Consider the following 12,371-nt stretch of genomic DNA (forward strand, 5'->3'; position numbering starts at 1 on the left):
GCTATCCATGTTTGTTTTAGCCCTTCTGCTTGATTTTAGCCCAGCTATCTTTCAACCCCACGGTACGGTTAAACACCAAATGCTCTGGCGTAGAGTCGTGACGGTCAGCGCAGAAGTAGCCGACGCGCTCGAACTGGAAGCGTGACTCGGGCGTTGCGAAGGCTAAGCTTGGCTCTCCGATGGCTTGGCAAACGACCAGCGACTCCGGATTAAGATGCTCTAGAAAATCGACATCTTTATCGCGATCCGGCTGTTCAACGGTGAACAGATTGTCGTAAAGACGCACTTCCATCGGCACGCCGTGTGCAGCGCTAACCCAGTGAATAACACCTTTGACCTTACGTCCTTCGGGATTTTTACCCAGCGTATCGAAATCCACCGAACAGTGCAGCTCGCTGATCTCACCGGCGGCGTCTTTGATCACTTCGTCACAACGAATCACGTAGCTATTGCGTAGGCGTACTTCTTTACCTGGTGCCAAGCGGAAGAACTTTTTAGGCGCGTCTTCCATAAAGTCGTCTTGGTCGATATACAGCTCGCGGCTGAACGGCACCTGACGCACCGTCATATCTTCACGGGCGGGGTGACCAGGGACTTCGTACACCTCCTGGTGACCTTCCGGCACGTTGGTGAGCACGACTTTCAGCGGCTTTAACACACACATGGCGCGCGGGGCATTGTCTTCAAGATCCGAGCGAATGGCGTGGGTCAACATGGCGATATCCACCAAGCCACCGTCGGCACGAGTAACGCCAATCATCTCGCAGAATTTACGAATTGACGCTGGCGTATAGCCACGGCGACGCATGCCGGAGATCGTCGGCATACGCGGATCGTCCCAGCCATCGACAATTTTTTCGTCAACCAGCAGTTTCAGCTTGCGCTTGGAGGTCAGGGTGTAGTCGAGATTCAGCCGTGCAAACTCGATCTGGCGCGGTTTCGTGGGAACCGGCAGATTATTTAAAAACCACTCGTACAGTGGTCGGTGATCTTCAAATTCCAGGGTGCAGATCGAGTGGGTAATACCTTCAATAGCATCCGACTGACCATGGGTGAAGTCGTAAGAGGGATAGATTTTCCACTTGTCGCCAGTCTGGTGATGGCTGGCATGACGAATACGGTAAATAATCGGGTCGCGTAGATTGATATTGGGTGAGGCCATGTCAATCTTGGCGCGCACGACCTTTTCACTTTCGCCAAACTCACCTTCACGCATACGCGCGAGCAAATCCAGATTCTCTTCGGCACTGCGTTCGCGATAAGGGCTAGGCTTACCCGGCGCTGTCAGGGTGCCGCGATACTCGCGGATTTCATCCGGCGACAGGTCGTCAACGTAGGCTTTGCCTTCTCGCATTAAGTGCTGCGCCCAGGCATAGAGCTGATCGAAGTAGTCAGACGCAAAACGCACCGGGCCTGCCCATTCAAAGCCTAGCCAGCTGACGTCCTCTTTGATCGCATCGATGTAAGCCTGCTCTTCTTTGGCAGGGTTGGTGTCGTCAAAACGTAGATGACACTCGCCACCCAGTTGCTCCGCCAACCCGAAATTTAGACAGATCGACTTCGCATGGCCGATATGCAGGAAGCCATTGGGCTCCGGGGGGAAGCGCGTCACGATTTTAGTGACCTGGCCGCCCTCGATTTCGTCGCGTACTTGGTTGCGAATGAAGTTCGGCGCTGGGGTGGTCTCGTTGGTCATGATGGTGTTGATAACCTCGTGGTGGATGGCGTGCTGCGCCGTGAGGACATAGGATACTCCTATGGCCCTTCGCGGTGCAGGGCAAAACCGCTATTATAACGTGACGCCGATGCACAGCGCCAAGGCGAACGCCTTTATTGAACAGGAATTTATCTATGATCGTATTACAAACGAACCACGGTGACATCACCATCGCTCTTAACCACGAAAAAGCGCCAATTAGTGCGGCGAATTTTGAACAGTATGTGCGCGACGGGTTTTATGATGGCACCCTGTTCCATCGCGTCATTGACGGCTTCATGGTGCAAGGGGGTGGTTTCGATAAGGAGTTCAACCAAAAGCCGACCCGCGACCCTATCGACAACGAAGCCGACAACGGCTTGAAAAATACCGTTGGCACCCTGGCCATGGCACGCACCCAGGATCCCCACTCTGCCACTGCGCAGTTTTTTATCAATGTGGGCGATAATAGTTTTCTTGATCACAGCGGTAAAAGCCTTCAAGGCTGGGGCTATGCGGTATTTGGCGAAGTCGTTGACGGGATGGATGTGGTCAATGAGATTAAAAACGTAGCCACGTCTCGCCGCGGCATGCACGCCGACGTCCCCTCCGAAGATGTCATTATCGAGCGCGCGTACGTCAAAGACGCGGAATAACGCCGGGAGCCTTATGCGCACACTGCTTGTTGCCGACCTTCATCTAAGTAGCGATACCCCCGAGATCAATCAGGGGTTTTACCGCTACCTAGAGCACACTGCTCCAGGAGCCGACGCGCTTTATATTCTTGGGGATCTTTTCGATGCCTGGATTGGCGATGATCTACTGGACGCCAATACACATCCGCTTAGCGTTGTTGCACATGAAGTAATTCGCCATTTGCGCAGACTTAGCAGCGACGGTACTGCGGTGTACCTAATGCACGGCAACCGAGACTTTCTGCTGGGCGAACGCTTTATAAATGCGTGCCAGGCATTTCTGCTACCGGATATTGAGGAAGTGGAAATCCAAGGCATTCCCGTTTTACTGCTACATGGCGATAGTTTGTGTACTCAGGATGAAGCGTATATGGCTTTCCGCAAGCAGTCGCGCAATCCAGAGTGGCAGGCGCAGATGCTTGCGCTACCTTTGGAACAACGTGTAGCACTTGCGCAAAGCTTGCGTACTCAATCTGGCGAAGCCAATGCTAATAAAGCTGAAGCGATTATGGATGTGACGCCACAAGAAGTCATTGCGCTGATGGAGCACCATGGCTTGACTACCATGATCCACGGTCACACCCACCGCCCCAGAGTACATGACTTGACGGTTGAAGACGTGCCTGCCAAGCGCTATGTACTAGGCGACTGGGATGCCCAGCACGGCTGGGATATTATCATTGAGCGCGCCGACCATACTGCGCCCCGACTACGTCAGTTCTCTTTAACGGAATTACCTGATTCCTGACCGCAATTTACGAGTATAAAAAAGCCGATCATGTGATCGGCTTTTTTGCTCTTGCTGTTTTTAACTTGGGCTTAAGCGACTCTAGCGCTCTATATCGGCATCGCTGCGCAGGTCATCAATCAATCCCTGCAATACCGATTGGGCACGCAACTGCTCGGCCATTTGCGCAACAAATGTCTCCATCTGCTCATCGACCTCACCTACACTGACGCTATCAAGCGCTACCACAGCCACTCCTTGCGGCAGTTCAACCGTGCGATAGACGCTCTCACCCTCTTCAGGGCGCTCCATGCGGAAGGCTTCCTGAACAATCAGCTGAGGCACAGTGCTATCGGCTTGGCGGCTTACGCTGTTGGCTTCTAGCCAATCAACATCTGCCGACTGACCGTCTCGCAAACTTGCAACCAGTGCCTGTGCCTCTTCACGCAGCGCCTCTTGCTGCTGTTCTGCGGCCACTGACATTTCAACGTCCTCGCGCACTTCATCAAGCGGCAGCAGAGTCGCATCACGCTGCTCAGCAACCCGCAGTACCAGGCGACGATCCTGATCCAGCTCAATCACTTCGCTGTTGTAGCCCTCTTCAAATACGTCGTTGCTAAAGGCCGCCGACATTACCCCAGGCTCAGATAGCACTCCGTCAGCCTCATCATCACGAGCAAGCCAATCGCTCTCCTGCAGCGTTAGACCGAGCTCATCGGCAACGCTCTGCAAGTCGTCGGCAGCGAAGCTCTCGTCGATCAGTTGTTGAACCCGCTGGTTAAACTCATCATCAATGTCACGTAGTGCCACTTCCCGCGCTAGCTCATCGCGCTGCTCTTCAAAAGTAGGGCCCTGAATATCCGTCACCTGGATAATGTGGAAAGCGTTATCCAACTCAACAGGCTGGGATACATCACCCTCTTCGAGACCAAAGGCCGCTTCATCAAAGGCCTCACCAAAGAAGCCACGGCTGATCACACCAAGATCACCGCCCTCTTCTGCGCTGGCCGTGTCGTCAGAATAGCGCAAGGCGGTATCTGTAAACGAATCACCGCTGTCCAGTGCTTCCCGAGCGGTCTCGGCTAATTGCTGCGCTTCATCGCGGGTGCGCTCATTACCAAAGGTGATCATGATATGCGACACACGGCGGTCAGCATTGCGATTTTTCTCGCGCCAGGCGTCACGCAGGGCCTCTTCATCCACGTCACGACCCTCTGCCATGGCCTGACGGTCAATCAGCACATACTCAAGACGCACCTGTTCCGGGCGTTCATAGCGCTCCTGGTGGGCATCGTAATATGCTTGGAGATCGTCATCGCTAACGCTGATATCAGCGTCCACATCGTCGCCATCCAAGACTATATAGCGGAAACTACGCTGCTGGCGCTGTAATTCGGCCAGGCGCTCTTGCTCGTTCGGCAGGCTAAAATCACTGAAGGCTAAGCCTTGCTGTAAATGCTGGCGCTGGATATCGACGCGCAACTCTTCACGAAAGGAGATCGGCGTATAGCCAGCACCGGCGAGACGATTTCGGAACACCTCTGCAGAGAAACGGCCATCCTGATCATGAAATTCCGGCAGGCTGACAATTAACTGATCCAACTGCTGTTCAGAAACGGCAAAACCACCCTCTTCTGCATACTGGGACAGCAGTTGCTGCGTGATAAGCTGGTCAAGTATATCGTTGCGCAAGGCACGCTCTTGCTCAGGCGGCACTTGTCCTGAACGCAGCGCGCGCTGAACCTCTAGCTCAACTTGCTGACGCATAATCGGCTGTCCGTTGACGCTCGCCACTTCGTCCGGATCGCTGCCAAAAAGCCCAAACAGTGACTCAATCCCGAAAAGTGCCATGGCCGCGACCATGACACCGATAATAATTTTGGCACCCCAGCTCCTGGAGCCATCTCGAATACTTTGCAGCATGCTAGCCTCAGATAGTCACAGCCAAACAGATCGGCCCGCTCAACCCAAATAAAAAGTGGGCCAGAAAATAACATGGGCGCATCGCCAATGCGATGCGCCCATTAGGTTACAGCAAACGCGGTCAAATTAGTTGACGGCGTCTTTCAGCGCTTTACCTGCTTTGAAGCTGGGTACTTTGGCGGCACTGATCTGGATTGGCTGACCCGTTTGTGGGTTACGGCCAGTACGAGCAGCACGCTCTTTGATCGCGAAGGTACCAAAACCTACCAGAGATACGCTTTCGCCTTTCTTAAGGCTATCGGTGACAGACTCCACCATGGCATCCAATGCGCGGGTTGCCGCTGCTTTCGGAATATCTGCAGACGCGGCAATGGCTTCAATCAGCTCGGACTTATTCACTCTTCACCCCTTGACTGTTTCAAAAAATGGCTCTGAACGGCATGGTCACCGATGGATACGACGATCAAAGCATAGCTGCGTTTTATAGCAATGCCTTGAAACATCTGTCAAGCAACCATGCCGCGAGATACCCGCTACCCAAAGCAGCGGGCACATATTAAGTAAAATTAAAGACCAGCGAGGACTTTAACAGCTTAATGGGTACTAGCAACAACGGTATTACTAAACGATGCTTCGGTACTTTTCAATGGCGCACCGTCTTCTACCTTATCAGCTAGCGCTACGGCTAAGACATCATCTATCCAACGTACCGGACGAATATCCAATGCACCTTTGATATTGTCAGGTACTTCCTTGAGATCACGGCGGTTTTCCTCAGGAATTAGCACTGTCTTTATACCACCGCGGCGGGCTGCCAGCAATTTCTCCTTCAATCCGCCTATCGGTAATACCTCACCGCGCAGATTGACTTCACCGGTCATTGCCACGTCGCAGCGTACCGCACGCTGGGTGTATGCGGAAACAATCGCCGTCACCATGGCAATACCTGCACTGGGCCCATCTTTAGGTGTTGCCCCTTCAGGAACGTGGATATGCAGGTCCTCTTTTTCGAACCGTTCGGGGTCAATGCCATACGCTTCTGCCCTGGCGCGCACTACCGTATGAGCGGCACTCACCGACTCTTTCATTACATCGCCAAGTGAACCGGTCTTGTTAATTCGCCCTTTACCCGGCGTCACGACAGACTCGATGTTGAGTAACTCGCCGCCCACCGATGTCCAGGCAAGGCCTGTCACTCGGCCGATCTGGTCGTCTTGCTCTGCCAAACCGTAACTATAGCGACGTACGCCCGCGTAGTGCTCAATTTGCTCAGCCGTTAAGCTCTGCCCTGTTTGGGCGGCTTGCGGGTCACGCTCTTTCTCAAGCCGCTCACGCAGTACCTTCCGCGACACTTTGGCAATCTGCCGCTCCAGCTCACGCACACCCGCTTCGCGGGTATAGTAGCGAATAAGCTCTAAAAGCGCGCTGTCTTCGAGCGTTAACTCATCGCCTTTTAAACCGTTCGCGGCTAGTTGCTTAGGCAATAAGTAGCGCTTAGCGATCGCCAGCTTCTCATCCTCGGTGTAACCCGGCAGACGAATAATCTCCATACGGTCAAGCAAGGCGCTAGGGATATTCATCGAGTTAGCGGTACAGATGAACAGCGTCTCGGAGAGATCGTAGTCAAGCTCCAGATAGTGATCGCTAAAGCTGTTGTTCTGCTCAGGATCAAGCACTTCGAGCAGCGCAGAGGCAGGGTCACCGCGATGATCCATGCCCAGTTTGTCGACCTCATCCAAAAGAAATAACGGGTTTTTAACCCCTGCTCTGCTCATCCGCTGCATCAACTTGCCTGGCAATGAACCAATATAGGTGCGCCGATGGCCGCGAATTTCCGACTCATCGCGTACCCCACCCAGGGCCAAACGCACATATTTGCGATTGGTGGCACGGGCAATGGACTGGCCAAGCGAGGTCTTGCCCACCCCGGGCGGCCCAACGAGACATAGCACTGGGCCTTTCATCTTGCGCACGCGCTTCTGTACGGCAAGATATTCCAGGATGCGCGCCTTAACCTCCTCCAGGCCGTAATGATCTTCATCGAGCACCTGCTGCGCTTTGACGAGATCATGCTTTACCCGGGTACGCTTTTTCCATGGAACAGCGACTAACCAATCCAGGTAGGAGCGCACTACGGTCGCTTCAGCGGAGTTTGAGGCCATCATTTTAAGCTTATTGAGCTCTTGAGTCGCTTTCTCGGACGCCTCTTTCGGCATACCGGACTCTTTAATCGCCAGCTCATACTTCTCAGCCTCGTTGGGCACATTATCCAGCTCACCCATCTCTTTCTGGATAGCTTTCATCTGCTCATTGAGGTAGTACTCGCGCTGAGTCTTCTCCATCTGCTCTTTGACCCGCGAGCGGATGCGCTTCTCTACTTGCAGTAGGTCGATTTCAGATTCGATCAGCGCCATCAGGTGCTCAATACGATCGCGCACCCGATCCATCTCAAGCAGCTCTTGCTTGTCGCCAATTTTAAGCGACAGGTGGGCACAAATGGTGTCCACCAAGCGGCTTGGATCTTCAATCCCCGACAGCGAATTAAGCACTTCGTTGGGGACTTTTTTGGAGAGTTTGACGTACTGCTCGAACTGATTGAGCAACACGCGTACCAGTGCTTCCTGCTCACGACTGGTCAGCGGTTCACTCTCTCGGGGCGTTAAATACGCCTGGGTGTAGCCTGCGGCATTCTCTTCGACATTGAGAACATCCGCTCGGAAATTCCCCTCAATGAGTACCTTGACCGTGCCATCAGGCAACTTAAGCAGTTGCATGATATCGGCCACGGTGCCCATAGCGTAAAGATCCGCATTGTCAGGCTCATCTTGAGACGCTTCACGCTGAGCCACCAGTAGCACACGTTTATCAGCCTCCATCGCCGCTTCGAGCGCCTGGATAGACTTTTCACGACCTACAAAAAGGGGGATGACCATTTGCGGATAAACAACCACATCGCGCAATGGCAAAAGGGGTAGACATTGTGTCTGTTCGGCGTTCTGCTGCATCGCAGACGTTCCTCGACAAATCGGATGAGTACTTAAAAGAGTACTTAGAAAAGTACTGCACACTTTTCAAAATGCTGGCGTTTAGACGTTAGCATTGAATAGGCTAGGCAGTAACACTTCACGAATTAGGCTTTATAACTCTCTCGCTAGATAACCAGGCTTCACAACACGCTTTATAAGGGCTCTCTACAGCAGAGCCCTAGAACATCTACAACAACAAGGGGTCGCCTTGGCGACCCCTTGATTTAGCGCAAGCGGTTGAAGCTGGGCCGCGATACTCGACTAGCCACTAACCATCAGTGCCGTCGACACGTGCATCTTCCTGCTGAGAGTAGATCAACAGAGGTTCGCTTTCTCCGGCTATCACAGATCCGTCGATGACGACCTTGCTAACACCTTCAAGCGAAGGAATTTCGTACATGGTATCCAACAGTACCGACTCTAGAATAGAGCGCAGTCCGCGAGCACCTGTCTTACGCTCCATGGCTTTTTCAGCCACTGCACGTAACGCTTCATCTCTGAACTCTAGCGTTACATCTTCCATTTCAAACAGCTTGGCGTACTGCTTAACTAGCGAATTCTTCGGTTCTGTAAGAATCTGCACCAGGGCGTCTTCAGTGAGCTCCATCAGTGTTGCGATGATGGGCAAACGACCCACAAACTCTGGAATCAAGCCAAATTTAACCAGATCATCAGGCTCTACGTCGGCCAGCAGTTCACCCACCCCACGGGAAGACTCTTTGCTTTTCACCGCCGCATTGAAGCCGATGCCGCCTTTCTCAGCACGGTCACGGATAACTTTATCCAGCCCTGCAAAAGCACCGCCTACGATAAACAGAATGTTGCCCGTATTGACTTGGACAAACTCCTGCTGGGGGTGTTTGCGTCCGCCTTGAGGCGGCACGGAAGCCGTCGTACCTTCAATAAGCTTCAGCAGTGCTTGCTGAACGCCTTCACCCGAGACATCACGGGTAATAGAAGGGTTATCCGACTTGCGTGAAATCTTGTCGATTTCATCGATGTAAACAATGCCACGCTCGGCTTTCTCGACGTCGTAGTCGCACTTCTGCAACAGCTTCTGGATGATGTTTTCGACATCTTCACCGACATAGCCGGCTTCCGTCAGCGTGGTTGCATCCGCAATGGTAAAAGGTACATTCAGTAACCGTGCCATGGTTTCCGCAAGCAGCGTTTTACCGCTACCGGTGGGGCCAATCAGCAGAATGTTTGATTTACCTAGCTCTACATCGCCGTCGCGTACATCTGTTTTCAAACGCTTGTAGTGGTTATATACCGCTACGGAAAGCACCATCTTGGCGCGATCCTGTCCGATAACGTAGTCATCAAGCGTATGACGTATTTCGCGTGGCGTAGGTAAACGCTCCTCATCGCTCTCGGCATCGGCTTCGAGAACTTCCTCGCGAATGATGTCATTACACAAGTCGACACACTCATCGCAGATATAGACGGATGGGCCCGCAATCAGCTTACGTACTTCGTTTTGGTTTTTGCCGCAAAACGAGCAGTAGAGCAGTTTGCCACCTTCGTCTTTGCCTTTGCCGTCGGCCATTCGCATACCTCTATCACTGCGGCGGCTTTCGCCGCCGGAAAAGCTCGTTAGAAAAGCAGAATCCTATCACGCTATCAGGATGTAGGCCGCTTATCCAGCACTGCATCAATCAGGCCATACTCTTTGGCTTGATTGGCGCTCATGAAATTATCCCGATCAGTATCACGTGAGACAGCTTCAATTTCCTGACCCGTGTGGTGGGCAAGAATTTGGTTCAGTTTCTCGCGAATACCCAGAATCTCACGGGTATGAATTTCAATGTCAGACGCTTGGCCTTGGTAACCACCCAGCGGCTGGTGAATCATGACGCGTGAGTTGGGAAGGCAATAACGCTTGCCAGCAGCACCCGCTGTCAATAACAGCGCACCCATGCTGGCCGCCTGACCAATACACACCGTAGAGACATCTGGTTTCACAAACTGCATAGTGTCATAAATCGACATACCCGCAGTGACCGATCCACCTGGCGAGTTAATATACAGGTGAATATCTTTATCGGGGTTTTCCGATTCCAGGAACAGCAGTTGGGCAACAACCAAATTAGCCATGTAGTCTTCTACAGGGCCTACCAAAAAGATCACACGCTCTTTTAACAGGCGTGAGTAAATGTCGTAGGCTCTTTCCCCTTTGGCGCTCTGCTCAACCACCATGGGCACTAAACCGCCGGCGTTTTGAATATCAAACTCACTCATTCAGGTGATTCCTTGCGTCCGGGAAGGGAAAGGCGCACCGACATATTAGGTGCGCCGCGTTCCAGGGTGTTAGGCGCTCGCTTGCTCGCCCTCTTCAGCACCCTCATCTTGCTCTGCCTGCTGTTGCGCAGCGGCAAGGGCTTGCTGATAAGACATTTCAACGTCTTTAATGTTCGTTTGTTCGAGCAGCTTAGCTACCGCTTTCTCTTCGAGAATGGCAGATTTTACTTGGGTTTTCATCTGCTCGTTACCCATGTAGTAGCTAACCACCTCATCAGGATCTTGGTACTGCTCAGCAAGCTCGGTCACTTTTGCTTTGATAGCATCATCGTCAGCATCGAGTTCGTTAGCTTTGATTACTTCAGCCAGCAACAAGCCGACCTGAACGCGGCCTTTGGCCTGCTCTTCAAAGAGTTCGTTGGGCAACTGGCTGACATCAAAATCTTCGCCTAGACCAAACTGCTGCGCCGCTTGGCGCTTCATGCCGTCAGTCTCTTGCTGAACGAGCGCGCTAGGCACAGGAATTTCGTTAACCTTTTTCAGCGCATCGAGCACTTGCTGCTTAACCCGGTTATCAACGGCTTGCGACGCTTCACGGGTCATGTTCTTCTTGATTTCAGCGCGGAATTTTTCCTGATCGCCGCCTTCAACGCCAAAACGCTCGATAAACTCAGCGTCTACTTCGGGCAACTTCTGGCTGCTGACCTTATGTACGGTTACCTTGAAGGTGGCTTCTTTACCGGCTAAATGCTCGGCCTGGTAATCCTCAGGGAAGGTGACGTTAAGGGTCTTCTCTTCGCCCGCTTTGGCGCCAATTAACTGCTCTTCAAAACCAGGAATAAAGCTATTGGAACCAATGACCAGCGTGTGGCCTTCGGCGCTACCGCCTTCAAACGGCTCATCACCAATATAACCCTGGAAGTCAATAGTGACCTGATCGCCGTCAGCTGCAGCAGCGTCCACTTCTTCCCAGGCTGCATTTTGCTTACGCAGCGTATCGATCATCTCATCGACATCCGCATCACTCACCGAAACCACCGGGCGCTCAATCTCTGTACCTTCGATAGAGTTAAGCTCAACCTGCGGGTAGATCTCCATAACCGCAACGAACTCTAGGTCTTTACCAGACTCATTGACCGATGGCTCAATTTGCGGGAAGCCAGCAGGGTTCAACCCTTCTTCGGTAATAGCGCGCACATAACGCTCACGCATTACTTCGCTGACAACCTCGTTACGTACGTCTTGGCCGTAGCGCTGCTGGACTACTGCCATTGGCACCCGGCCCTGGCGAAAACCATTCAAGCGAACGTTCTTCGCAGTGTCTTTCAAGCGAGCGCTAACGGCCCCGTCAATTTCGGCCGCCGGCACTTGAATGGTAATGCGGCGTTCGATCTGGGAGGTCGTCTCGACAGAAACTTGCATGAATTGTCCTCTAACGGCTGGGCGTTGTGTTGATTGCATATAATAAGTTCAAGGGGGCAATTTTAAGAACCCCAACGCATAGTGGCAAGCGCCATGCTCGCAACATGGGGGCAGTGATTTTAAAAACAAGGCAATAAGCGAGCAATTAACCACTTTAAGGCGTGTTTAGCTTCATTATTCGCCCCACGTTGCGTAATTTTTACCATTCTACTGCTTTGTGCGTCTTGCAGCGACTTTTTCAATCACTACCGCAAAAAAAGCTAACCTGCATGACGCTCACCCGACCACCATAAGCTCAGCGCATGAAGAAGCACCCCAAGCGTAGCACCATGAGAAATGAATACCTGCCAACTGATCCAGTCCGTAAACAGCGCATGCCAGCCACCCATCACCACCATTCCCAGCAGCAGCATAACGACTAACCGTTTACATAGTTGTGGCAGACGACGACGCGCCTCCACGGCCAGTAAGCGCCACTGAACAATAGCCGCAAAAGCCACCAGCGCTAAGGCGAAGATAATCAGCGTCTGGCGGGTTTCATGCCCTCCCGCCATGTAGCGCGGCAAAGTTGCCAGCATAACGACACATAAGCCCAGCGCAACGCTGATGCGCTCAGGCGAGGTGGGGGCTCGCTGCATCGC

General features: G+C 52.7%; 10 protein-coding genes. 2 read left to right on the forward strand and 8 right to left on the reverse strand.

Annotation, left to right across the window (positions count from 1 at the left end):
* Positions 1-16: 16 nt before the first annotated feature.
* Positions 17-1,696: a glutamine--tRNA ligase/YqeY domain fusion protein gene (locus RO22_RS22560; protein WP_041159463.1), complete on the reverse strand. Its 1,680-nt coding sequence runs from the start codon at positions 1,694-1,696 to the stop codon at positions 17-19.
* Between the two features lie 155 nt (positions 1,697-1,851).
* On the opposite strand from RO22_RS22560, the gene RO22_RS22565 reads away from it, so the two are divergent.
* Positions 1,852-2,352, forward strand: coding sequence for a peptidylprolyl isomerase (locus tag RO22_RS22565; RefSeq protein ID WP_022523310.1), 501 nt, complete (start codon positions 1,852-1,854; stop codon positions 2,350-2,352).
* Positions 2,353-2,365: 13 nt separating this feature from the next.
* Complete coding sequence (locus RO22_RS22570) at positions 2,366-3,139, forward strand: UDP-2,3-diacylglucosamine diphosphatase (protein ID WP_022523309.1); 774 nt, start codon at positions 2,366-2,368, stop codon at positions 3,137-3,139.
* Between the two features lie 81 nt (positions 3,140-3,220).
* Here the strand turns inward: RO22_RS22570 and RO22_RS22575 are convergent, their stop codons facing one another.
* The 7 genes from RO22_RS22575 to RO22_RS22605 form a co-directional block, all read right to left on the reverse strand.
* A complete protein-coding gene (locus RO22_RS22575) occupies positions 3,221-5,041 on the reverse strand; it encodes a SurA N-terminal domain-containing protein (RefSeq protein WP_039859817.1) in 1,821 nt (606 codons plus the stop codon).
* A 126-nt stretch (positions 5,042-5,167) separates the two neighbouring features.
* Positions 5,168-5,440 carry an HU family DNA-binding protein gene (locus tag RO22_RS22580; RefSeq protein WP_007114333.1) on the reverse strand — a complete coding sequence of 91 codons (273 nt, stop codon included), beginning with the start codon at positions 5,438-5,440 and terminating at the stop codon, positions 5,168-5,170.
* 194 nt (positions 5,441-5,634) lie between these two features.
* Positions 5,635-8,046 (reverse strand): endopeptidase La, encoded by a 2,412-nt coding sequence (gene lon / locus RO22_RS22585; protein WP_027959583.1) that lies wholly within the window; start codon positions 8,044-8,046, stop codon positions 5,635-5,637.
* A 289-nt stretch (positions 8,047-8,335) separates the two neighbouring features.
* Positions 8,336-9,616: an ATP-dependent Clp protease ATP-binding subunit ClpX gene (gene clpX, locus RO22_RS22590; protein ID WP_022523306.1), complete on the reverse strand. Its 1,281-nt coding sequence runs from the start codon at positions 9,614-9,616 to the stop codon at positions 8,336-8,338.
* Positions 9,617-9,690: 74 nt separating this feature from the next.
* Entirely contained in the window at positions 9,691-10,308 is a 618-nt protein-coding gene (gene clpP / locus RO22_RS22595; RefSeq protein WP_009287800.1) for an ATP-dependent Clp endopeptidase proteolytic subunit ClpP, read from the reverse strand.
* Positions 10,309-10,377: 69 nt separating this feature from the next.
* The gene (tig, locus tag RO22_RS22600; protein WP_022523305.1) at positions 10,378-11,730 is read right to left on the reverse strand and encodes a trigger factor; all 1,353 of its coding nucleotides are present in this window, start codon (positions 11,728-11,730) and stop codon (positions 10,378-10,380) included.
* A 260-nt stretch (positions 11,731-11,990) separates the two neighbouring features.
* On the reverse strand, positions 11,991-12,368 hold the full coding sequence (locus RO22_RS22605) for a hypothetical protein (RefSeq protein ID WP_022523304.1): 378 nt from the start codon (positions 12,366-12,368) through the stop codon (positions 11,991-11,993).
* Between the last annotated feature and the right edge of the window lie 3 nt (positions 12,369-12,371).

This window comes from Halomonas sp. KHS3, assembly GCF_000830495.1.
Classification (GTDB): Bacteria; Pseudomonadota; Gammaproteobacteria; order Pseudomonadales; family Halomonadaceae; genus Vreelandella; species Vreelandella titanicae.

Excerpts from the sequence above, each read along its gene's own strand:
- clpP (WP_009287800.1), bottom strand. The coding sequence starts at position 10,308 with ATGAGTGAGTTTGATATTCAAAACGCCGGCGGTTTAGTGCCCATGGTG.
- RO22_RS22570 (WP_022523309.1), top strand. The coding sequence starts at position 2,366 with ATGCGCACACTGCTTGTTGCCGACCTTCATCTAAGTAGCGATACCCCC.
- RO22_RS22560 (WP_041159463.1), bottom strand. The coding sequence starts at position 1,696 with ATGACCAACGAGACCACCCCAGCGCCGAACTTCATTCGCAACCAAGTA.
- RO22_RS22565 (WP_022523310.1), top strand. The coding sequence starts at position 1,852 with ATGATCGTATTACAAACGAACCACGGTGACATCACCATCGCTCTTAAC.
- RO22_RS22605 (WP_022523304.1), bottom strand. The coding sequence starts at position 12,368 with ATGCAGCGAGCCCCCACCTCGCCTGAGCGCATCAGCGTTGCGCTGGGC.
- tig (WP_022523305.1), bottom strand. The coding sequence starts at position 11,730 with ATGCAAGTTTCTGTCGAGACGACCTCCCAGATCGAACGCCGCATTACC.
- RO22_RS22575 (WP_039859817.1), bottom strand. The coding sequence starts at position 5,041 with ATGCTGCAAAGTATTCGAGATGGCTCCAGGAGCTGGGGTGCCAAAATT.
- clpX (WP_022523306.1), bottom strand. The coding sequence starts at position 9,616 with ATGGCCGACGGCAAAGGCAAAGACGAAGGTGGCAAACTGCTCTACTGC.
- lon (WP_027959583.1), bottom strand. The coding sequence starts at position 8,046 with ATGCAGCAGAACGCCGAACAGACACAATGTCTACCCCTTTTGCCATTG.